Genomic DNA, 21679 nt, shown 5'->3' with positions numbered 1-21679 from the left:
GCAGATGTGCAGACTGCATTATCGTTAATCGAAACGTTCATGACTTCGCGCAAAATCAAGACCTAATTAGTGGAGTTGGAAGCTAGTACAAAAATTGGTTTATACTCAAAACACTGTCAACTGCTTTGAGTCATTATGCCGCGATTTGTAACTGTGCTCTGCTTTATGTGCCTGCTATTGCTGTCGTTGCACTCAGCAGCACAATCAATTAGCCGCGAGCGAGTGAACATCAACTTATGGTTAGCCTCTCCGCAATTAGAACAGCCGCTGCAACAGCTCGCAACACAGTATTCTGCGCTTGATCCTGCGACGCTCATCAATGTTGTTAGTATTCCAAATGAAGATCTCAAGACGTCAATCATAAAGACTGTCAATTCAGGTAAAGCGCCAGATATTGTGATTTTAACCTCTGACAATACGGTCTATGCCCGCCCCATGCGCCTATCTTCAGTGCCTGCGGACCTGGCAGTTGCACAACTCAGTGAGAAAGAACGGGCAGCTTTACGCTTCAACAATGCCTACTTTGGGCTGCCATTGCTGCGCGATAACCGGCTGCTGCTATATTACAATAAAGCGATCGTTACCGAACCTGCTACTAATTGGGAGGCGATTTCGGCACAGGCAAGCACACTTTTAGAACGCAATATTTTGCCGGTTGGCGTGCTGTTTGACGAGGCCTATTGGTTTGCCCACTTTATTAGTTTATTTGGTGGTTCACTGGCGAGTAACGGCAGCCCAACGCTAGATAGCTCAGCGATGCAACAAGCGCTAAGCTTTTATCAAGAGCTCAGTAAAAATGGCACCATTGACCCTAGTTGCGGTTATGATTGCGTCTCCATAGACTTTTATCAAGGCAAAGTGGCTTATGCGATTAATGGTACTTGGGCTTTACGCGAGGCCGTAAGTGAATTAGGCACAAACCTAGGAGTTGCTGGACTACCTAGCTATCAAGGCACACCAATGGCGGCGCTAAGTTCACTGGTTGTAATGACATTTCCCAATGATAGCTGGAATGGTCCCAATCAAGCAGCCATTCGCAAGATCGCACAGTTTCTGCAGTCAGCTGAAACACAACGCTATCTTGGCGCAGCAACTCTCATGCAACCTATTGCGGCAAAGAATGCTGCTCCATTGGATGAATCCTATTGGTTCGCAGTACAACGGGAGATCAGCATACAAAACAGATATATGCCAGCCGATACCGCTTTCGTTTCCGCTTGGAGCGCACTGCGCAAAGGTTTAAAGTTACATCAATCTGGGGTTCTGGATCCGCGACAAACGGCCACTTACATGCAAAAAGTAGCAAGCAAAAATCACCATCAACTGGAGGCATTAAAGTGAGCAATAAGCAGCGCCTGGCATTATCACTGCGCACTACACTCATTGCCCAGTTTGTATTATGCGCTTTGCTCCCCTTATTACTCCTCAGCATCTTTTTTATTTCGAGCTTCCGCAGTATTCAAGTTGAACAGCAGTTAGATAAACAAAATGCGATTGCAGCAAATACGATGAACAATACTGAGTTTGCTCTGGAAAAGGCTATTACAGCGTTAACCCAGATAGCGCGCGATAAAAACATGGCGTTAGCGGGGCAATCGGGCTTATTCGGCTACAGTGCGGCGAATACCCTCAATGACTTCGTCATGGAACATAGCTTTGTTGCTGCGACCTTATTGCTTGATGAATCCGGGTTTATTGCTGAAGCGGCCCCTGAAGTCGCGTTAATGATAGATGCTGCGAGTATTAAGCAACATGTTAATACAGAGGTGTTTACCCGGGTTTCGTCGGTAAAAAGCCAGTTTATAACCGACCACGCGCTCGCCGAATTATTGTTCGATACCACCCGCAACATTCCCCTTGCTGGCGAGTTGTCTGGACACATGTTGGTTTTGTCCATCCCATTATTTTTAAGCGAAACTGAGCGTCTGGACTCCCGTTCGACGTACACCGGACATGTTATCGCGTTCATATTAGCCGAAGATATCGTTAAATTGGTTTATCAACGCAGTGGAAGCTTGCAGTTAGCTAGTGTATCCATTGATGAGCAGCAACTTATCTTTCAACCAGGGTTGGCACGCGAGGGAGTGATCGCGACATCGGCAGGCTTCCAGGTCGCAGAAACCGATATTACTATCAGTGCTCAGTTCTTTGTTGAAGAACGTGAAGCGCTTGCAGCAGTAGACGCTCTAACCGCTAGATTTGCGTTGTATGCAGGAGCCATTGTCGTACTCTTCGTCGCGTTGGGCTATTTATTTGTAAGGTTGGAACTCAAGCCCTTGGAGAAGTTAAATGATATGGTACAGGCCTTCCATGATGGCGACCTGACCTATCATCAAAATGAGCTTCCTTTCAAAGAGTTCAAGAGTGTTACTGCTTTACTGGCAGATATGGCATTAAATATCCGTGATTATCAGGAAGATCTTGAAGCAAAAGTGACACTACGCACAGAAGCTCTTGAAAATGCCTTGGCGGAAGTTAAGAAAATCAATCGTGAGTTGATCCGCACTCAGAATCAACTGGTTGAGTCTGAGAAGATGTCACAAATTGGAGTTTTGGTTGCTGGTGTCGCGCACGAAGTTAATACTCCTATTGGTGTTTGCGTAACGGCAACGAGCATTCTCGACGAGCGTCTAAAAACCTTAAAGCACGCCTATGATAACAATCAACTCTCGCGCTCTGTATTGATCGAGTTTATTGACCAAGCGAACAACTGCATGGAGATTTTAAGCAAAAATACCGAGCGGGCTGCAGACCTAATTCAAAGCTTTAAAGCAGTATCGGTGGATCAATCCAGTGAGCAAAAGCGAACCATAAACATCAGTGAATACATCGATTTAGTACTCAGGAGTTTACATAAAGAACTGGAAAGAAATGAGGTGCTGGTGCAGGTATCGGGCGACCCAGAATTAGATGTTGAAACTTATCCCGGGGCCTTTAGTCAAATCCTAACTAATCTTGTGCTCAACGCAATTAAGCATGGCTTTACTGAATCTTCTCAGGACGTAAAACAAATTAGCATAGATTTTCTTATAACCGACCATGGCGATTTGGATCTGACGTTCAAAGATAACGGCCGCGGCGTCCCTTCGACGGCATTACCAAAACTCTTTGAGCCTTTTTTCACGACTAGCCGACAAACGGGTGGCAGCGGACTGGGCTTGAGTATCGTTTATAATTTAGCGACTCAACGTCTCGGTGGAAAGATCAATTGCTACTGTGAGCCTGGCGACGGCCTAACCATCTTCATTGAGTTCCCAGTAAAACAGGTAAAAAAAGCCGCTAGCTAACGTGCCCTATCCATTTGCCGCTTTATCCATTGACAAGACTTGTGCAGAATCGGCCTCTAATAGTTGTGCTGCATCAGAGCCTTTCAGCAACTTGCTAATTGACAGCTTCTCTTGTGCCAGAGTAAACGCCAGCTCTTCAATTGTTTGCTCGTCAAGTGCCGGCATTTTCGCGGTTAAATAGGTTTGCAAATTGTCAGCGATATCCAGCATTTTGTCATATTGATCGGCTGCCTTTTTATCTGTTGTTACCAATTTTTCAACCCCTTTGTACGATACGACGTATTGAATAGTGATTGCCATGTTATAGTCCTTACGTTTGATGAACTTCAGTTATAGACTACACAACAATACTGTATAAATAAACAGTTATCTTATGCGTGAATTATATAAAGCAAAAGCCGTTATCTTTGATTTGGATGGCACTCTGGTAGAGTCATCGCTCGATTTTGTGGCTATTCGACAGGAAATTGGCTGCCCCCATAACCAAGATCTGTTGGCCTACATCAGTACCCTAGCAGACTCAATGCGTGAGGCTGCAGAAGCTGTAATCTTAGCGCACGAGATAGCTGATGCGACACAATCTGGTTGGTTAAGTGGTGCTCGAAGATGTGTTTATGAGCTTGCAAGTAGAAACACACCTATGGCGATAGTGACACGAAATTGCCGTCAAGCCACTCAGCGTAAGTTACAGCAAAATGCTATCCCAATTCAGTTAGTTTTAACGCGCGAAGATGCGCCAGCGAAACCAAAGCCAGATGCACTGCTAATGATCGCCGCCCATTGGAATATAGCGCCCCACGAGATAGTTTATGTGGGCGATTACAAATATGACGAGCAGGCTGCGCAAAACGCGGGGATGCAATTTATGTACTCTACCTTTGGGCAAGACTAAGAAAACACGAGCACATGATCGCTGCAAGATATATGCTCTATTAGACGCTGTTTACCGTCACTGGCTGGCAACGTACACTCAATCACTCAGAAGAGCTCGGTCGATAACCACCACATAGGGTTCGGTCAAACTTGTGATGTACAAGTTTTGCTCATAATCAAGGACACCTGTAGTAAGTGCCAACTTACCACTTCGATCAATCAGACTAAAGATGACATCTCCCTCTGCTGAGATTTTTAACACACGACCTTGACGCACTGCCTGAGGCTGTAAAAAGTGCGGTAATTTAGCGATTAAGTTTCTGACCGTCGGCCAAGTCGCGAGACGATCCAACAGCGTTGAACGTGGTGCTGCAAGACCGACCCAATAACCTGCATCATCGGCCAGTGATAAGTTATCAGGAAAGCCCGGTAAGTTATCAATCAGAACTTGCGGACTCCCTCTTTGAGGCCCCTCCAAAGGGATCTTTAGTATGCGATAGCTGCCAGTTTCATTCACCAGCAACGATTGCTGATCGCGACTAACGACAATGCCGTTGGCAAACTGCAAGCCCGCGGTCAAAAGTTCTAGACTTTTATCGGCCGGTTGATAGGCAAAAACTCGACCATGTCCACCATGCTCCAGTATATCCAGATGGCTTGCCACTGTTGGGTTAACAAAGTCCCTTGGTCCGAATTTAGCGCTGGCGTCAGTAAAATAGATGGTGCCATTTTGAGCAATCGCGACCGCATCAACAAAGCCGAGAGGGGTGCCCGCATAAGTGTCAACCAACACTGTTATTTCACAATCCGGCGCAATACTCAGCAGCCCTCGTAGAGCATCGGCGACAATCAAGCTGCCTTTACGATCGAAGCGTAAACCCAACGGAAATCCCTGTGTGCTGCACCATGGAGAGAAAAGCCCTTGCTGCGGTGATTTTTTTAAAATCACACCGTTAGCTGAGGACGCATAAAGTGCACCGTTAGCATCCACTGTGACATCTTCTGGGCCAAAGGCGTCTTGCAAAGCAAGGAGCCTTATGTCGTCTGCTGAGATTTCAATGTTAAGCTCAGCGCTCGCTCTGTCAGCATCTGACAACTCCCAATATTCTGCGTCAATAGGGGAAGGGATAAGCAGTATCCCTGCAGCCATGATCGCAGCAAAGCCACCAATGAACTGAAATTTTCTCTGCATTCTTCTCTCCATTTAACACCAAGCAAAACTGCGTGATTTCACATTTTTACTAACAAATTCGCGCAAACTAACCATTACGTTATACACTTTACGATCGAAAAACTCCTAACAGTTCCCAAATTTACTTTGGCCGACATACCAAGATGGTAAATTGAATGGCAACCGATTCCATGCAACGCATTTGGCACGTAGTTAAACTTATCCCGGTTGGGCACGTGGCAACATACGGGCAAGTCGCTGATCTTGCCGGTTTACCTGGCCGTGCACGTTTAACGTCAAAAGCACTTGGCGCAGCACCAGAGTCAATGCAATTACCTTGGTTTCGCGTCCTACGCAGTGATGGTAAGATTGCCTTCGATCGCCACAGCGAGTATGCCTTGCTGCAACGTGAAGCGCTGCTTGCAGAAGGGGTAATGGTGTCTAATTTCCGGGTTAAATTAAAGCAATGTCAATGGCAACCTGCGCTGAATACCCTGCTATATGAGTTGGATTTTTAGTGCAACCAAAGAGTTTTCATGTGCAATACCTTGTTTCATAACCCAGATTGATTTAACTTCCATATATTACAAAGAATTTACAACCCGATGTCTGACTCAAAGCTCACTAAAATTTCAATAAACGACCTTAAGCCAGGAATGTTTGTTGATAGTATTGCCGAACAAAAAGGCAACCTACAGGTTGCTAGCCGCGGTAAAGTGACCAAACGAGCTATTGTCACCTCGTTAAAAAAACGCGGTGTTCTATCCGTCATTATCGACCCTTCAAAACAATTTGTTCCAGACGAAGGAGAGAGCCCGCCGGAAGCAGAGTCCGATGCCGCAGAAGTAGAAACCCCACAAAAAGAAGAACCCGCGCAAAAACGCGAAGTCAGCTTTGATCAAGAAGTTGCTGTCGCCAACAAACTGCATAAAAAAGGTAAATCCGTCCAGAAGGTCTTACTGAATTCGGTAGCCAAAGGGCTTCCAATGGACATTGCAGTACCTGAGGAATTTACCAAAAATCTAGTCGGCTCCATCGATCGAAACCCAAATGCGTTGTTGTGTTTAACTAAAATTCGTGAAAAAGACGACTATTTGCTAGAGCACTCACTCAATGTTGCTATCTTATTGGCTAATTTTGCGCAGTACATTGGACTTGAAGAAGAAGTAGTACAAGAATTGGCCTTGTCCGGTTTCTTGCATGATATTGGCAAGATCCGTATTCCAGATAAGATTTTGCATAAACCAGGACGGCTAACTGACCAAGAAATGAATATCATGCGCGACCATGTGATCTATGGGATTGAAGCCTTACAGGAAATGGACATCCCGGAGCGCATGATCAGAACCGTGGGTGAGCATCACGAGCGCTTAGATGGCTATGGCTATCCGGAAGGGGCTCGAGATGATGAGATTAGTTTCTACGGCCGCATGATCGCGATTGTCGACGTTTACGATGCGTTGACCGCCGACCGCTGTTACAAAGCCGGCATGCCCAGTCAGAAGGCACTGCAAATCTTACTCAAAGACACACCACATAAATATGATCGGGAACTTGTGCAAAAGTTTATCAAGTGTATTGGCATTTACCCTGTGGGTAGTCTGGTAAAACTCTCTGACGAAACGATTGCGATGGTAGTCAAGCACAATGAAGACGCACCATTGAAGCCCATCGTAAAAGTCTTCTATTCACTTCGTGGCAAACATTATCTTGCGCCCAAAGACATTAATTTAGCGAAAATTGAATATCGTCTCGATATCGAAAAGGCCGTTTTGGCCAGCGATTACAAATTAGACTTCAAAAACTTCTTCGAAAATAAAATCGCGATTTAAGTCTCGCGTTAGGTATTCATATAGTCTGAACTAATAATTAACTAATATACTCCTACATGGAATTCACACAAATTGTTAAAAAGGAATTTAACCAATGAATCTATTGCGCAATATTGCGATATTTATTTTTGGTATTTTAGTCGGCTTTGGCTTGTCTCAGATACAGCCAGCATCAGAATCGACTGTGTCAGATGGATGCGATACCAGTACCTCACTGACAGAAATTAAGGGTGTAAACGAAGACACTTCTCTTACTGCAAACGCTGCTGGTAACTTTGATTCGGAAAATAAAGTAAAACTTCCCAATACTCAGTCCTCTCCAGCAACAAATTTAGCTGCTCCAGATCCAGATAGTAGCCCTAACACTGCTCGTTCAACCATAACGCAAAGCCAGACTGCTTTGTCACCTCTTGACTCTAAATCGGCTAGCATTGATGACCATGACAACCAAGCCTTCAGCGAATGGCAATCTGCTCGAAAGGCAGAGCTTTTTGAATTGATTTCAAATCTAAAAGACACAGAAGCGAGGGATTTTATTTCGAACATGGTGATTAATGAAAACCCATTTCTAACGGAATCAAGTGCCCGCCAATCCGAACTTGATGATGAAATATGGTCTATGCAAATGCAGCAAGACCTATACATGCTGTTTAATACCCAGCAGGATGTTGCTTCTGGTGCTGTTCAAATTGACAGTCTAGTATGCAAACAGCTTGTCTGCGAGATCGTAGCAAAAGAGCAAGTGCCGCGCATTTGGATGAACGTGTATATAAACGTTATGAAGCTGTTAATTGAGCGCGGCGAGAAATTAGACACCACCAGTCCGCATAACTATGAATTTAATTTTGACAATAATTCGTTTATTTATAATCAATTTGTTTTCATCATGTAGGCCCTTAACACCGAATCACTCCCTAAGCATTGCAAAGGGATTAAAATTGGACCGTTGTGCATTTGAATATATGAAAGCCAATATAACAAACTTCTATAGCTAATTTTCTTAACTTTGTTTAACCTGAAATCCTGTAAAGCTCTTGCTTGAGGCATCATGAAGACTAATCATAAGAAAAACATATTGATTGGAATGGCAATCTGCCACTTTATGTTACTTGGCTGCACGAACAGCACCGCACAACTTGTTGAAAAACCGAAAGTTACCAAGCTAACAGAACAAAACTTGATAGATATCCTCGTTGGTTCATGTATTCAATCAACACGCAATTGTGACCCCTCTGATTCGATAAAAGACGTTAAAAAGGCGTTGGCTGATGGCTATCGCTTTACTCTAATACACCCCAAAGATATAGCCACGAATGAATGGGTGATTGCAGTACAAGGAATCGGCGGCGGCGGTCCTTGGCAATATGTCATTGACCGCACCGAACAACAAGGTCTGAGCAAGATCGCCAACCCAAATCGCGCAGTCGTCGAGTTGTTTAGCCAATATACCAAACAACCTGTAACCGCTTTGGTTCGCTCTGAGGCAGCAGACGCCACAGCTAGCGCGCTATTGCTAAGTGCTGAAATGGGAATACCGCTATTGGATGCAGGGATCACTGGGCGAGCAGTGCCGGAGGTCCAGCAGTCGATTCCTTGGTTAAACGGCATCTCTTCTGTACCTACTGCAATAATTACTCCTTGGGGAGATCAAATAGTGATAGCAAAGGCTGCTGATGAATATCGCGTAGAAGACTTGGCGCGGGCCATCGCGGTCGCCAGTGCGGGCGATGCCTGGATTAGCATGACACCTATGTCTGGTGAAAATCTGGATATTGGAGTCCTCACTGGCAGCATTATGGAAGCAGAGTTATATGGCCGAACGGTTCGAGAATCGCGGGAAACAGGGCTCGACCCTATTGCCGAGCTAGTTAAAGTGAGTGGCGGTTACAAGGTTTTTGAAGGAACGGTAGTTGCCAGTAATGAAAAGGGTGACAGAGGCTTTAATTGGGTTGAAGCAACATTTGAGGGAACCAATGAGTTTAGTGGCGATACATACCGAATGTTCGTTAAGAATGAAAACATTGTTGGCTGGAAAAATGGCGAAGTAAATGCAATGTCACCTGATTATATCTACAACCTTGACCCCACTACCGGTGAATCAACATTAGGCGTCGGTTATGGCGGATACGTGGTTGGTGAAAATGTCGCAATAGTAGTAGTGCCTGCGCCTGCACAATGGCGATCAGAGAAAGGTATTGAACTTATTGGGCCCAGACATTTTGGGTTCGACTTTGATTACGTGCCAATCGAAACATTGCAGCAAAATCAAGAGCCCTAGGAAAACTAAATGTTAGTCACCGGTTTGAATGAGACGATTGTCACAGAGCCGGCATTACATTCTTTGTAAAACCGAATACTAAGAAATAACCCCTTTCTTTCCTCTCAGTCGTTAGTGTAGAAAAAGAGGAAGTATTATGAATCCAGTCACCACATTATATCCAGAGTCTTTGCTTAGAATTTCAACTCGAACCTTACTATCAATGGTAATCGCCAGCGCGTTTACATTTGGACTTTTTTTACTAATGCATCTAATGGCCAAACAGGAAGGCCGTCCCACAGTGAGTCAAACTACACCCGTTATAATCGATCCGGTTTTCAAAGAGCCTGATGAAACGCTGATTGAAAATACTCGAGTTGAGCCGCCCCCCAAGGTACAAAAACTCCCAGAATTACCACGCGAAGTACCAGACGATCCTATTGCACCAAATGGCTCTCACTTTACGGTTAACATTCCCACTGCGCCCGGTGTCAGAATAAACGGGCCCGATACTTTTGGTCAAATGGACTCAGAGCTACGCCCCATTGTAAGGGTGGATCCAAAGTATCCGGTGGATGCTGCCAGAGATGGTATAGAAGGCTGGGTCAAGCTAAGTTACGACGTTGATCCTACTGGTTCAGTGATAAATGTTGACGTACTAGATGCTCAGCCCAAGCGCCGTTTTGACAAGGCAGCGAAGCAAGCACTGACTCGCTGGAAGTACCAACCGCGTAAAGAAAATGGTATCACTGTTTATCAAACAGGATTAACCGTTGTGCTAGAATTTACCTTAGATAATCAATAAGGAAGTGGATGAGTCTATCGTTAGCAATCAAAGGCTGGTTTGGCAAATCAATCAGTAACGAAAAACTGATGCAGCAGTACGCTCGCGACCGTCAACGGCAGCTACTGGCGCAGTTGTACGAAAACTGCGGAGATGACCTTTATCATTTTTTGCTGACACTGTCAGACCCAATTCAAGCGGAAGACATCGCACAGCAAGTGTGGCTAAAAGTCATTGAAAAAAGTCATCTCTACCAACCCAATGGACAATTTAAGTCTTGGCTGTTTACCATTGGTCGGCGTTTATTGATTGACGAATTACGTCGCAGTACAAAGCTTACTGCAGAGTCCTTGAGCGAAGGCACATGTGCCGATATTGCTGCAGACACAACTGATGAACTGGCACTTTTTAATCAATTATTAAAGGCTCTCCCCTTTGCACAAAAAGAGGCCTTCTGTTTACAACACGAGGGCTTTTCGCTGGAGGAAATTGCTAGCATTACACATTCCTCGAGAGAAACGGTTAAAAGCAGACTGCGTTATGCAAAACAAAAATTAAGCCAGCATTTGGCCGACGCGACACAATCAGGAGATGTCGATGACTAATCCACAAGACGAAAAGCTACGTTCGCTTTATCGTCAACGCAAGCAGGGTATTGAAACACCCGTCGCTATACGCCATGCCGCGCTGAAACGTGCAAAAACTCAGGCCCCAGAATCGGCTAAGATTTGGTGGAACTTTGGCCGTCAATTATCGCTGGCATCGGGCTTAGCCTGCTTAGTTGTGCTGGGTCTATTTATTAACCATACACTATCGGGCAACCACCGTTCTCAGCAAGCAGAAACTTTCGTTGATATTACGCAGATAAAGTCTGAGCCCAAAAGTATTCGAGAAAGTCTTAATGAAGACTATCGCCATGCAACAAATAACCTCGCGCAGCGTCAATTAACCGCAGCTATCCACCATAAGCAGGTCGCACAATTAGCCTTTGCTGATGGACGGTGGGAAGTTAAAATGTGTAACAATAATTTGTTGTCAATTAGTCCGCAGCTGCTGGCGCAATTAGCAGAAAATAATGCGCTAGCATTAGATGCTCAGCAAGGTGATTTTGTGGAGCTTGCCTTCTCTAACACCGGTCATTTGATCAGCATCGCGAAACCAACAATTCAGGTACATTGTTAATTTTTGTAACTACGATGCAAACTTTAAGCAGGCGCGCAAAAGCCGCACAAAAAAGCCCGGATAACGCAATGTTTCCGGGCTTGTAAAGTTTTACGCAAAGTCTATATTTTCTTTGGACCTGCGTCGACGATGGCTTGATCAACATCATACTTGGCGAAGTTTTGATTGAACTCACCGATTAATTTATCCATGTAGGTCGTATATGCAGCTGGATCCTGCCATGTTTTCTGTGGCACTAACAACTCAGGAGCAACGCCAGCAACCGCATTTGGCACGCGTAAGTTCAACCCGTCAATCAAGGTAGTGTCAGCCACATCTAGAGTGTCATTAACGATAGCGTCGATCACTGCACGCGTAGTCGGAATATCAAAACGCTTGCCTTGTCCATAAGGACCGCCAGTCCAGCCGGTATTTACCAAATAGACTTTAGTCCCAAATTCACGGATGCGTTTGATTAGCAATTCTGCATAAACCCGTGCTGGACGAGGAAAGAATGGCGCGCCAAAACAGGTGGAAAAGGTAGATTCAATGTCCGCAGTAGAGCCAATCTCGGTGGATCCAACCTTGGCCGTATAACCACTTAAGAAGTGATACGCCGCGGCTTGTTCATCGAGGATTGAGACCGGCGGTAAAACGCCGCTAACATCGCACGTCAGGAAAACGATCGCGCGCGGCTCGCCGGCACGATTGGCTTCAATACGTTTCTTAATGTGCGTTAGCGGATACGCGGCTCGCGAGTTCTGAGTCAGTGACACGTCGTCATAGTCCGGTGTACGCGACTCATCTAAAACGACGTTTTCAAGGATCGCACCGTATTTGATCGCATCCCAGATAACCGGTTCATTTTTCTGCGAGAGATTGATGCACTTGGCATAACAGCCGCCTTCGAAGTTAAATACACTACCCACGCCCCAACCGTGCTCATCGTCACCAATCAAGAAGCGTTTGGGGTCAGCTGACAAGGTGGTTTTTCCGGTACCAGACAAGCCAAAGAAAAGTGTCACATCGCCTTCTTCACCCACATTGGCAGAGCAATGCATAGGCAGTACTTCAGCTGCTGGCAATAAGAAGTTTTGCACTGAGAACATGGCTTTTTTCATTTCACCTGCGTAACGCATGCCTGCCAATAAGACTTTGCGCTCAGCAAAGTTAATGATCACAACGCCATCACTGTTAGTGCCATCACGCTCAGGGATACACTCAAAACCTGGGCAATTAAGGATTTGCCAAACGGGCTTGTCTGCACGATGCGCATCTTGTGAAGGAATAAACATATTCCGCGCAAATAAGTGCTGCCACGCGGTTTCAGTTCGCACACTTACAGGTAAACCAAAATCTTCACAGGCCCCTACCTGCATCAGTGAATGAAAATGCTCGCGCTCAGCAATAAACGCTTCTACTCGGTCCCAAAGTGCAGTAAAAGCCTCGGCAGGAAATGCACGGTTCACTTTACCCCATTCAATTTCTGCAGCCGTCGATGGCTCTTGCACAATAAAACGGTCAGCAGGCGAACGGCCTGTGCGGGCACCGGTTTCGACAACCAATGCACCATTGTCAGCAAGACGACCTTCGCCACGACGGATCGCATGCTCGATAAGCTCCGCGTGCGAGAGATTATGATAAATGGTAGGGGCTTGTTCAGTTACAGCCTGGCTGTTGAGTTTTGATGCTTCGACGGCAGCGTTCATATTGGGGCTCCAAAAATGTAAACTTTCAGCACAACTTACAACCAGATGCGCTTTTCGGCCGCGACAATACAGAGCTTTGTCGCAGACTGCAAGCTTAACTGAATAAGCACACCAAAACCCAATAGATAATGGACATACTCGCTATTCACAATATCTAGATAGCTATTCACCCTGCTGCATTTTCGGGCTAAACGTGGAGCATCAATCATTCCAAACAAAGATAAAATTACAGCATTTCTGTAATTTAATTACAAAAATTAAGTAACCTGAAGTATTTCTGCGAGTTCTTTCACATATTGCGTATAGCCATTGCTATCAAAATTAGCAGAATGTTGATTCATAAAACCATGCAAGTAGTCAGTCTGATGTACTTTTACATTGGGTATTCGGTGCAATTCTGTGTTGAATTCAATTACGTCAAAATGCGCCTCATGGCATGCTGAATACCATTCAATGGGAACGCTTGGTGCAGCCGGTAGCAAATGTCGAACCTGTCCACCATAGAAACCAATAAAGCGCACCGAGCGGATTTCTGGATGCTGGGTAAGACAATGCCAGAGCGCAGATGCGCCTACACTGAATCCCATAACATGTGTAAGCGCGGAATTTTGCCGAATTTGGTGGTAAATTTTCGTCGCATAATCATGCACCGATGATTGCTGACAAAAAAATTCGTAAGCAAGCGCCTCATTGCTAAATGAGGGGGCTTCACTACCGTATGCATCAATGACAGATGCCTTCTGACCCAGCGCTTTTGCTAATGCAAAGAGCGCTGGGGTTGCACCAAATATATCGGCAGCGATTAGCACTGAGGGTGCGTTGCTGTGATGCTCACTCACTACTGCGGAGTATTATTGGGCGTTGCGTTAGCAAAACCAGCATGAATACTCTCTACATCCATACTGTCAAACTCGTACTTAGTATGACAATACTGGCAATCCATCGCGATAACACCTTGTTCAGCAATGATCGACAGCAGTTCACCTTTATCAATATTTTTTAATGCTTCAGCACTGCGTTCACGTGAACACGTGCAGGAAAATTGCACTTGATGGGCAGGATACAATTCCACATCATGCTCGTGATACAAGCGATGCAATAAGGTATTGGCGTCTAAAGACAGTATTTCGTCTGCCGTCATCGTATCAGTTAGCATGGCAAGCTCATTAAATGCTGCATGCTCATGCGCCGCAGTTGCTGCACTGCTTTGCGGTAGTACTTGTAACAGCAACCCTGCCGTTTTGGGCGTTTCAGTATTGGTGTCGGTAAACAATGCGACCCGAGTGGGCAGTTGCTCAGACTGCTCAAAGTAGCCTTGGATACAGGCCGCGAGTGAGCTCTGGTCAAGACCAACCAGTCCTTGGTAACGCTCGCCCTTCTCTGGCGTGATTGTAATTGCCAAGACGCCCTTGTGGAATAATCCGCTAAACTGCTGTGGCCAAGCATCATCGCTCTCATCCCAGCGTGCAATACCTCGTACCTTCTGATCATGCGTAGCGTCGACAACCGCATAACGGATTTTGCCTTCGCTCTGAATTTGTAAGCTAATTTCGCCTTTAAATTTCAATGTTGCCGTTAGTAAGGTCGCCGCGCTAAGCATATCGCCCAACAGCTGCTTTACGGGCACAGGATAGTCATGCGAGGCCAGTAATTGCGCAAAGCTTGCTTCTAATTGCACCAGCTCACCGCGCACATGCGCTTGGGGAAAAACATAACGTTGTAGTTGGTCTTTATTCATAGTCAATCCATAGGTTCTAAAACATGGCCGCTCGGCTATTGGTGCTTAATACGGATCAGTTCACGACGTTGCTTTTTATCTGGTCGCTGATCGGGGTGCGGATTATGAAACGCTTGCGCTTTGCGGGCCTCTGCATTTTGCTGGCGCTTAAGCATACTGGGCGCTGTCTCGCGATACATCTTTTGCGCTAGTGGTGCAGCTCTGCGTTTATCAAAAATTTCGATGATTTCTACTTCTTTGACATCATAACCCGCCGGCACCCGCACCATAGCCCCAAGCTCTACCGCTTTGCCCGGTTTACTGCGTTGCCCATTGTAATGCACTTTGCCAGCTTGCACAGCATCTCTAGCCAACGCTCGGGTCTTAAAAAAGCGCGCAGCCCACAACCATTTATCTAAGCGCACGGCATCGTTTGTTTCTGTCATTGGAACTAAATTGCCTTTAATATCGTCATAAATGTTTCATACCCTCGCATTAGAGTTGTGACCGCGACCTAGACTAGGCTATTATGGGGCGCGTTATTAATTACTCAAGAACGAAACTTAGCGTAAATGCTATCGTAGCAACCTTTTTCGCTCTTACGAGAGTGCCGAGTTAACCGAATAAAAATAATATCAAATGCCAACACTGCAATCAGCTACACAGTTTGTACAACAGCGTCAAGCATCGATCCGCACGGTCGTTGTGCTTTTATTAGCGTTGTATTTATTAGCATTTATGGCAGAACTCACCTGGCGCATGATACCTGTACCTGACAATGGTCAAGGTAATCCAGTAGTAAGCTCACCTGCCAGCAGTGTGTCCAACGGTTCACGGATCAATGTTAATCGGATAAAACAGTTAGACTTGTTTGGCCGTTTTAATCCGCAGGTTCAGGCACAACCAGAGGAAACAGTTACTGACGCGCCAGAAACCTCATTAAACTTAGTATTAACGGGGGTAGTTGCCAGTACTGAAGCTGATGCCGGTGCCGCCATTATCGAACACCGTAATGCGCAACAAACCTATGGTATTGGTGACAAAATCGATGGTACCAATGCCACTTTACGCGAAGTATTTAGTGATCGCGTCATTATTCGCAATGGTCCGCGCAACGAGACGTTAATGCTAGATGGCATTGACTATGATGAAGCCAATAAACGCAAAAGTCAGGTGGCCAGCCGCCCAGTAACGAGTGCTCCGCGCACAACGACGCCACGGCCAGCATTGTCTGACGATGCCATAGCGGCAACTCAGCAGCTACGCTCCCAGCCAACCAAATTTACCGACTTTCTATCGATTTCTCCGGCGCAAGCGAACGGAGAGCTGCTAGGATATCGAGTCCAGCCGGGAAAAAATCCAGCGCTGTTTGAAGCGGCCGGTTTGACGGCGGGTGATGTAATCACCGAAATCAACGGGTTGGATGTTACCGATCCGCAACAGGCTCGTGAAGCCATGGGTGAGTTACAAACCGCAGAATCATTGCAATTAACCGTACTTCGGGATGAACAATATTTAACGCTGTATCTGGATCTGCCAGAGCCAAGCGATGAGGAATAGGATGAGAAATACAGGCTTTATGCACCGAGTTAAATTGCGACTCTGTTTAGTGGCGTTGTTATCGCTAGGATTGTCATATTCTATCGGCGCAGCAGCAGAGCAATACCAGCCCAATTTCAAGGATACTGAGATCAGCGAATTCATTAATATTGTTGGTAAGAATCTTAAAAAGACCATCATTGTTGATCCCAATGTACGCGGTAAAATTTCTGTCCGCAGTTATGATTTGCTGACTGAAGAGCAGTATTACCAGTTCTTTTTAAATGTCTTACAAGTCTATGAATATGCCGTGGTAGAAATGCCCAGCGGCATCTTAAAAGTTGTCCGTTCAAAAGATGCAAAAGCGTCAAATATTCCGGTTGTAGAAGGCGCACTCATGAACGGCGATGAGTTCATTACCCGCGTGGTGCCTGTGTATAACGTGCCTGTGCGCGAGTTAGCCCCGATTTTACGGCAATTAAATGATCAAGCTGGTGGTGGTAACGTGGTTAGCCATGACCCATCCAATGTAATGATGCTTACTGGCCGTGCTGCGGTTGTGAACCGGTTAGTAGAAATCATCGAGCGTGTTGACCGCGCAGGTGATGAAGAAGTCGAGATCATTAAGTTAAAATACGCGTCTGCCTCGGAGATGGTGCGGATTATTGAAAGCATTAACAAGTCACAGGGTAAAGCTGCCGGTTCAGGCGCCAAATCGGACCCTCGCGTAGTCGCCGATGACCGCACTAACAGTGTGATTGTCAGTGGTGATATTAAGGCCCGCCAGCGCCTAATAAACTTGATAACCCGCATGGATCAAGAGTTGGAATCAAGTGGTAATACCCGCGTTATCTTTTTGAATTACGCCAAAGCCGAGGACCTCGTCAAGGTATTGCAAGGTGTAAGTGCCAGTATTCAGGCCGAAGAACAAGGTAGTTCGGGCAACCGCCGTGGCAGCGGCAACCGCGAAGTCAGTATCGATGCCCATGAAGACTCAAATTCCGTAGTTATCACTGCTGAGCCTGACATGATGCGCTCCTTAGAAGAAGTCATCCGCCAATTGGACGTGCGTCGTGCACAAGTTCAGGTGGAAGCTATCATCGTGGAAATTTTCGAAGGCGATGGCACCACGTTGGGGGTTCAATGGATCTCAGAAAGTGGCGGTGGAACGCAATTTACCAACGGTGTAGTGCCGGTTGGAGGCCTTGGAGTAGCGTTACGTCAAGCGGAAGACCGTGAAGTGACACGCACCACGACGTCCGCTAACGGTAACCCAGTGCAAACCACTGATACGATTGAAGGCAACCTAACGCCATTAGCCAATTTACTCGGTGGTGCGAATGGGCTGATCGCCGGGATCATCGAAGATGGATGGGGTGCGGTGGTACAAGCGGTGAGTAACGATACCAATTCAAACATACTTGCAACCCCGCACCTTACAACGATGGACAATGAAGAAGCGTTTTTCATTGTTGGCCAAGAAGTTCCGATTATCACAGGTACTACAACGGGTTCAAATAACTCAAACCCGTTTACCACAGTTGACCGCCAAGAAGTGGGTATAAAGCTTAAAGTCACGCCGCAAATTAATGAAGGTGACGCGGTACAACTGTTAATTGAGCAAGAAGTGTCCAGTGTTAGCGGAGCTACATCGGTGGATATTTCTATCAATAAACGCGAAATTAAAACGACCGTCATCGTCGATGATGGTGGTACGATTGTGTTGGGTGGTCTGATCGACGAAGACGTGCAAGAAAGTGTATCAAAAGTCCCGTTATTAGGTGACATTCCCATTTTAGGGCATCTGTTCAAAACTACCTCTACCAGTAAACGTAAACGCAACTTAATGGTCTTCTTACGTCCTAAAATTGTGCGTGACGGGGTAACCATGAACGAAATCTCCCACCGTAAGTACAACTTTATTCGCGCACAACAGTTACAGCGTCAGTCAGAAGGCATTCCGTTAATGCCAGCGTCTGAAGGCCCGGTTATTCCGGAATGGAATGACGCACTGGCTTTACCCCCGTCGTATGAAGAGTATTTGCTCGAGAAGCAGAAAAAAGAACGTGAGCAGGATGAGTAATGGCTGAGCAGTCTGAACCGAATGCGTCAATAGCGCTAATGGAACAAGCTGAACTGGCAACTGAAGAGGCCGGGGAAGTTAGCGGTCATTCACAACTCTCCTTCAGCTTTGCTAAGCGCCACAAAGTGATACTGGAGACTGCGGAAACACCGGCTAAGCTTTATTATACCGCCGAGACGCCGTTTCATATCTTCGCTGAAGTTCGTCGCTTTTATGGCGCCCCGTTTGTGCTGGAAGAAATCACCAACGAGCGCTTTGAGCATGTCCTAACCAACGCTTTTCAACGTGATTCATCAGCTGCGAAGCAGTTGATGGAAGACTTGGGTAATGAAAGCGATTTATTTTCGCTTGCTGAAGACTTACCCGACACTGAAGATTTGCTTGAAAGTGAAGATGATGCCCCGATCATCAAGCTAATCAATGCCATGTTGAGTGAAGCAATTAAAGAAGGTGCATCAGATATCCATATTGAAACCTTCGAAAGCCAGTTGGTTGTGCGCTTCCGCGTGGATGGTGTATTGCGAGAAATTTTACGGCCGAACCGTAAGCTTTCGTCAATGTTGGTATCGCGTATCAAGGTTATGGCCAAGTTGGATATCGCAGAAAAGCGCGTACCACAAGACGGCCGAATTACGCTCCGTATTGCTGGACGTGCAGTTGATGTGCGGGTTTCAACCATGCCAGCCAGTCACGGCGAGCGCGTTGTACTGCGTTTATTAGACAAAAATAACGCGCGCTTAAACCTCGAAGATTTAGGCATGACGGCAGCGAATCGGGAAAAATTCTCAGTGCTTATTCGCAAACCGCACGGGATTATTTTAGTTACTGGCCCCACAGGTTCAGGTAAAAGTACCACCTTGTATGCCGGTTTGAGTGAAATCAACTCCAAAGATCGCAATATTTTGACCGTTGAAGACCCCATCGAATTCGATTTACAGGGCATAGGTCAAACACAAGTTAATCCGCGAGTCGATATGACCTTCGCCCGTGGTTTACGGGCCATATTACGCCAAGACCCAGACGTCGTGATGGTGGGTGAAATCCGGGATGTTGAGACCGCACAGATTGCCGTGCAAGCCAGCTTAACCGGTCACTTAGTTTTATCTACATTGCACACCAATACCGCGGCAGGTGCTATTACTCGTTTGGAAGACATGGGGATTGAGTCATTTTTGTTATCCTCATCCTTACTTGCTGTGTTGTCGCAGCGTTTAGTCCGCACGTTATGCCCAAGCTGCAAACAGCCCCACAACATCAGCGAACAAGAAGCGCAGGTGTTGGGGATCAGTACAGAACAAGCCCAGCAAAAACAAATTTTTCGTGCTCGCGGCTGTGCGGAGTGCAATCAAACCGGTTACCGCGGTCGTACTGGCATTCATGAATTATTAGTGGTGGATGAAGCCATTCGTGACCTCATGCACGAAGGTAAGGGCGAGCAAAGCATTGAACGCTATGTGCGGAAAACAACCCCGAGTATTCGCGAAGATGGTTGCGCCAAGGTATTAGCCGGAATTACCACGCTTGAAGAAGTCTTGCGTGTAACGCGCGAGGACTAAGATGCCAGCTTATGCCTATAAAGCGCTAACCCAAGCCGGTAAGAGCAAATCCGGTGTACTTGAAGCTGATACGCCACGCCAAGTCCGGCAGCAATTACGTGACCAAGCACTCATCCCCATCGATGTTGAAGAGGTTAGTGAGCGGAAAAAGCAAAACCACGGCAAAACACGTTTGGGACTGTTTCGTCCCTCCATTAGTGTTGCTGATTTAGCCCTACTCACGCGCCAACTTGCAACCTTAATTGAGTCAGCGTTACCCATCGAAGAAGCTTTACAAGCGGTCGCAGAGCAGAGTGAAAAACCCCGCCATAAGCAAATGATGATGGCCATCCGTTCAAAGGTAGTAGAAGGCTACACGTTAGCAGATGCACTCTCTGAATTTCCCAGTGTCTTCGATAATTTGTACCGCTCCATGGTTGCGGCCGGCGAAAAGTCGGGTCATCTAGACACCGTATTAAACCGCTTAGCGGATTACACCGAACGGCGCAATATCGTTAAGAACCAGATCACACAGGCCCTTATCTACCCTATCATCATGTTAATTGTGGCGATTGGTATTGTCAGTCTTCTACTAACCTATGTGGTGCCGCGTATCGTCGGGCAGTTTGACAATATGGGGCAAGAATTGCCTGGCGTGACCCAGTTCCTTATCGCAGTGTCTGAAGGAACCCAAGACTACGGATTACTGATCCTACTCGCTTTGGTCTTGGGGTATGTGGGTTATCGTCAGCTCATGCGCAGCAGCGCATTTAAGTTAAAGTCGCATCGTTTGCGACTAAACTTTCCGGTGCTCGGCAAGGTCATAAAGAGTATTAATACCTCGCGCTTTGCCAGCACACTCAGTATTTTAACCGCGAGCGCAGTGCCGGTTTTGGAAGGGATGCGTATCGCCGGGAATGTATTGGAAAACACCTACATCAAACAATTGATCGTAGAGGCGGCCGGTAAAGTGCAAGGTGGCTCTAGCTTACGTAGTGCACTCGATGGGACGGGCGTTTTCCCACCCATGATGATCCATATGATTGCGTCTGGTGAGAAGAGCGGTGAATTACAAGATATGCTGGCGCGCGCAGCATTAAACCAAGAACGCCAGTTCGAAATGCAGGTCAATATTGCGCTCGCAATACTTGGCCCAGTATTAATTTTAACGATGGCAGCGATCGTCTTCTTTATTGTGATCGCAATCCTGTTGCCCATCATTTCGTTAAACAACATGATTTAGTAGGAGAAGTAAATGAAAAATAAAGGATTCAGTTTAATCGAGGTCATGGTTGTGATCTTGATTATCGGTATTATGACGGCCATCGTTGCACCGAACATCATCGGCAATCAAGAAGAAGCCCAATTAAAAAAAGCCGCTATTGATATCCAGAACTTAGAAAGTGCACTGCAGATGTATAAGCTGCGAAATAATGTATTTCCTACTACCGAGCAAGGTTTAGATGCCTTGGTTAATGAACCAACGATAGAACCATTACCGAAGAACTTTCCGGTCGGTGGGTTTATCAATCGTTTACCCGATGATCCTTGGGGTAACCCATACAATTTGATCAGTCCGGGAGAGCTCGGCTTAATTGATATTTACTCCAACGGACCTGACCAACAAGCCGGTACTGAAGATGACATTGGTAATTGGAATATCAACGAATACTTAGATTAAGTAAGTGCTTACTCACACCATAAAAAGACAATCGCAGGGCTTTACCTTAT

General features: G+C 46.2%; 21 protein-coding genes. 15 read left to right on the top strand and 6 right to left on the bottom strand.

Annotated elements, in window-relative coordinates; all coding sequences use genetic code 11:
- The first annotated feature begins 135 nt into the window (after positions 1–135).
- On the top strand, positions 136–1341 hold the full coding sequence (locus tag AC121Z_RS00845; protein ID WP_498125855.1) for a sugar ABC transporter substrate-binding protein: 1206 nt from the start codon (positions 136–138) through the stop codon (positions 1339–1341).
- On the top strand, positions 1338–3287 hold the full coding sequence (locus AC121Z_RS00840; RefSeq protein WP_498125853.1) for a sensor histidine kinase: 1950 nt from the start codon (positions 1338–1340) through the stop codon (positions 3285–3287). Before AC121Z_RS00845 ends, AC121Z_RS00840 begins: the two co-directional genes overlap by 4 nt.
- A 6-nt stretch (positions 3288–3293) precedes the next feature.
- Here AC121Z_RS00840 and AC121Z_RS00835 read toward each other — a convergent pair whose 3' ends face one another.
- Entirely contained in the window at positions 3294–3587 is a 294-nt protein-coding gene (locus AC121Z_RS00835) for a YebG family protein (RefSeq protein ID WP_498125852.1), read from the bottom strand.
- A gap of 73 nt (positions 3588–3660) precedes the next feature.
- Between AC121Z_RS00835 and AC121Z_RS00830 the strand changes: the two genes are divergently transcribed.
- Positions 3661–4179 (top strand): HAD family hydrolase, encoded by a 519-nt coding sequence (locus AC121Z_RS00830; protein WP_498125850.1) that lies wholly within the window; start codon positions 3661–3663, stop codon positions 4177–4179.
- A gap of 78 nt (positions 4180–4257) precedes the next feature.
- On the opposite strand, the gene AC121Z_RS00825 is transcribed toward AC121Z_RS00830, so the two are convergent.
- A complete protein-coding gene (locus AC121Z_RS00825; RefSeq protein ID WP_498125849.1) occupies positions 4258–5352 on the bottom strand; it encodes an SMP-30/gluconolactonase/LRE family protein in 1095 nt (364 codons plus the stop codon).
- 155 nt (positions 5353–5507) lie between these two features.
- Between AC121Z_RS00825 and AC121Z_RS00820 the strand changes: the two genes are divergently transcribed.
- The 7 genes from AC121Z_RS00820 (at position 5508) to AC121Z_RS00790 (ending at position 11386) form a co-directional block, all read left to right on the top strand.
- The gene (locus AC121Z_RS00820; RefSeq protein ID WP_498125848.1) at positions 5508–5849 is read left to right on the top strand and encodes an MGMT family protein; all 342 of its coding nucleotides are present in this window, start codon (positions 5508–5510) and stop codon (positions 5847–5849) included.
- An 87-nt stretch (positions 5850–5936) separates the two neighbouring features.
- Positions 5937–7163, top strand: a complete 1227-nt coding sequence (locus AC121Z_RS00815; protein ID WP_498125846.1) for a cyclic di-GMP phosphodiesterase — start codon at positions 5937–5939, stop codon at positions 7161–7163.
- Between the two features lie 94 nt (positions 7164–7257).
- A complete protein-coding gene (locus AC121Z_RS00810) occupies positions 7258–8055 on the top strand; it encodes a hypothetical protein (protein ID WP_498125844.1) in 798 nt (265 codons plus the stop codon).
- Between the two features lie 156 nt (positions 8056–8211).
- Positions 8212–9441 carry an S-methyl thiohydantoin desulfurase family protein gene (locus tag AC121Z_RS00805; protein ID WP_498125842.1) on the top strand — a complete coding sequence of 410 codons (1230 nt, stop codon included), beginning with the start codon at positions 8212–8214 and terminating at the stop codon, positions 9439–9441.
- Positions 9442–9577: 136 nt separating this feature from the next.
- On the top strand, positions 9578–10225 hold the full coding sequence (locus AC121Z_RS00800) for a TonB family protein (protein ID WP_498125840.1): 648 nt from the start codon (positions 9578–9580) through the stop codon (positions 10223–10225).
- An 8-nt stretch (positions 10226–10233) separates the two neighbouring features.
- Positions 10234–10809: a sigma-70 family RNA polymerase sigma factor gene (locus AC121Z_RS00795; RefSeq protein WP_498125838.1), complete on the top strand. Its 576-nt coding sequence runs from the start codon at positions 10234–10236 to the stop codon at positions 10807–10809.
- Positions 10802–11386, top strand: a complete 585-nt coding sequence (locus AC121Z_RS00790) for a hypothetical protein (RefSeq protein ID WP_498125836.1) — start codon at positions 10802–10804, stop codon at positions 11384–11386. The genes AC121Z_RS00795 and AC121Z_RS00790 overlap by 8 nt, the downstream gene beginning before the upstream one ends.
- A gap of 101 nt (positions 11387–11487) precedes the next feature.
- Here the strand turns inward: AC121Z_RS00790 and AC121Z_RS00785 are convergent, their stop codons facing one another.
- The 4 genes from AC121Z_RS00785 to hslR all read right to left on the bottom strand — a co-directional run bounded on the left by AC121Z_RS00785 (position 11488) and on the right by hslR (position 15237).
- Positions 11488–13074 (bottom strand): phosphoenolpyruvate carboxykinase, encoded by a 1587-nt coding sequence (locus tag AC121Z_RS00785; RefSeq protein WP_498125834.1) that lies wholly within the window; start codon positions 13072–13074, stop codon positions 11488–11490.
- 257 nt (positions 13075–13331) lie between these two features.
- On the bottom strand, positions 13332–13913 hold the full coding sequence (locus AC121Z_RS00780) for a hypothetical protein (RefSeq protein WP_498125832.1): 582 nt from the start codon (positions 13911–13913) through the stop codon (positions 13332–13334).
- Positions 13913–14812 (bottom strand): Hsp33 family molecular chaperone HslO, encoded by a 900-nt coding sequence (hslO, locus tag AC121Z_RS00775; RefSeq protein ID WP_498125830.1) that lies wholly within the window; start codon positions 14810–14812, stop codon positions 13913–13915. The genes AC121Z_RS00780 and hslO overlap by 1 nt, the downstream gene beginning before the upstream one ends.
- A gap of 35 nt (positions 14813–14847) precedes the next feature.
- Entirely contained in the window at positions 14848–15237 is a 390-nt protein-coding gene (gene hslR / locus AC121Z_RS00770; protein ID WP_498125828.1) for a ribosome-associated heat shock protein Hsp15, read from the bottom strand.
- 193 nt (positions 15238–15430) lie between these two features.
- Between hslR and gspC the strand changes: the two genes are divergently transcribed.
- Genes gspC through gspG form a run of 5 tightly spaced genes read left to right on the top strand, consistent with a single transcriptional unit; the run spans position 15431 to position 21629 of the window.
- Positions 15431–16351, top strand: coding sequence for a type II secretion system protein GspC (gene gspC / locus AC121Z_RS00765; RefSeq protein WP_498125826.1), 921 nt, complete (start codon positions 15431–15433; stop codon positions 16349–16351).
- A gap of 1 nt (position 16352) precedes the next feature.
- The gene (gspD, locus tag AC121Z_RS00760) at positions 16353–18413 is read left to right on the top strand and encodes a type II secretion system secretin GspD (protein WP_498125824.1); all 2061 of its coding nucleotides are present in this window, start codon (positions 16353–16355) and stop codon (positions 18411–18413) included.
- Complete coding sequence (gspE, locus tag AC121Z_RS00755; RefSeq protein WP_498125822.1) at positions 18413–19969, top strand: type II secretion system ATPase GspE; 1557 nt, start codon at positions 18413–18415, stop codon at positions 19967–19969. Before gspD ends, gspE begins: the two co-directional genes overlap by 1 nt.
- A 1-nt stretch (position 19970) precedes the next feature.
- Positions 19971–21191, top strand: coding sequence for a type II secretion system inner membrane protein GspF (gspF, locus tag AC121Z_RS00750; RefSeq protein ID WP_498125820.1), 1221 nt, complete (start codon positions 19971–19973; stop codon positions 21189–21191).
- A gap of 12 nt (positions 21192–21203) precedes the next feature.
- Positions 21204–21629, top strand: coding sequence for a type II secretion system major pseudopilin GspG (gene gspG / locus AC121Z_RS00745; protein ID WP_100658556.1), 426 nt, complete (start codon positions 21204–21206; stop codon positions 21627–21629).
- The last annotated feature ends 50 nt before the right edge of the window (positions 21630–21679 follow it).

It is taken from the genome of Alteromonas sp. DYW1, assembly GCF_059752595.1.
The sequence above is the reverse complement of the archived record's forward strand: the minus strand, read 5'-3'. Positions and strand labels throughout refer to the sequence as shown.

What these genes read in the sequence shown, in the direction of transcription:
- AC121Z_RS00845 (WP_498125855.1), top strand. Translation starts at nt 136, where the DNA reads ATGCCGCGATTTGTAACTGTGCTCTGCTTTATGTGCCTGCTATTGCTG.
- AC121Z_RS00835 (WP_498125852.1), bottom strand. Translation starts at nt 3,587, where the DNA reads ATGGCAATCACTATTCAATACGTCGTATCGTACAAAGGGGTTGAAAAA.
- AC121Z_RS00830 (WP_498125850.1), top strand. Translation starts at nt 3,661, where the DNA reads ATGCGTGAATTATATAAAGCAAAAGCCGTTATCTTTGATTTGGATGGC.
- AC121Z_RS00825 (WP_498125849.1), bottom strand. Translation starts at nt 5,352, where the DNA reads ATGCAGAGAAAATTTCAGTTCATTGGTGGCTTTGCTGCGATCATGGCT.
- AC121Z_RS00820 (WP_498125848.1), top strand. Translation starts at nt 5,508, where the DNA reads ATGGCAACCGATTCCATGCAACGCATTTGGCACGTAGTTAAACTTATC.
- AC121Z_RS00815 (WP_498125846.1), top strand. Translation starts at nt 5,937, where the DNA reads ATGTCTGACTCAAAGCTCACTAAAATTTCAATAAACGACCTTAAGCCA.
- AC121Z_RS00810 (WP_498125844.1), top strand. Translation starts at nt 7,258, where the DNA reads ATGAATCTATTGCGCAATATTGCGATATTTATTTTTGGTATTTTAGTC.
- AC121Z_RS00805 (WP_498125842.1), top strand. Translation starts at nt 8,212, where the DNA reads ATGAAGACTAATCATAAGAAAAACATATTGATTGGAATGGCAATCTGC.
- AC121Z_RS00800 (WP_498125840.1), top strand. Translation starts at nt 9,578, where the DNA reads ATGAATCCAGTCACCACATTATATCCAGAGTCTTTGCTTAGAATTTCA.
- AC121Z_RS00795 (WP_498125838.1), top strand. Translation starts at nt 10,234, where the DNA reads ATGAGTCTATCGTTAGCAATCAAAGGCTGGTTTGGCAAATCAATCAGT.
- AC121Z_RS00790 (WP_498125836.1), top strand. Translation starts at nt 10,802, where the DNA reads ATGACTAATCCACAAGACGAAAAGCTACGTTCGCTTTATCGTCAACGC.
- AC121Z_RS00785 (WP_498125834.1), bottom strand. Translation starts at nt 13,074, where the DNA reads ATGAACGCTGCCGTCGAAGCATCAAAACTCAACAGCCAGGCTGTAACT.
- hslO (WP_498125830.1), bottom strand. Translation starts at nt 14,812, where the DNA reads ATGAATAAAGACCAACTACAACGTTATGTTTTTCCCCAAGCGCATGTG.
- hslR (WP_498125828.1), bottom strand. Translation starts at nt 15,237, where the DNA reads ATGACAGAAACAAACGATGCCGTGCGCTTAGATAAATGGTTGTGGGCT.
- gspC (WP_498125826.1), top strand. Translation starts at nt 15,431, where the DNA reads ATGCCAACACTGCAATCAGCTACACAGTTTGTACAACAGCGTCAAGCA.
- gspD (WP_498125824.1), top strand. Translation starts at nt 16,353, where the DNA reads ATGAGAAATACAGGCTTTATGCACCGAGTTAAATTGCGACTCTGTTTA.
- gspE (WP_498125822.1), top strand. Translation starts at nt 18,413, where the DNA reads ATGGCTGAGCAGTCTGAACCGAATGCGTCAATAGCGCTAATGGAACAA.
- gspF (WP_498125820.1), top strand. Translation starts at nt 19,971, where the DNA reads ATGCCAGCTTATGCCTATAAAGCGCTAACCCAAGCCGGTAAGAGCAAA.
- gspG (WP_100658556.1), top strand. Translation starts at nt 21,204, where the DNA reads ATGAAAAATAAAGGATTCAGTTTAATCGAGGTCATGGTTGTGATCTTG.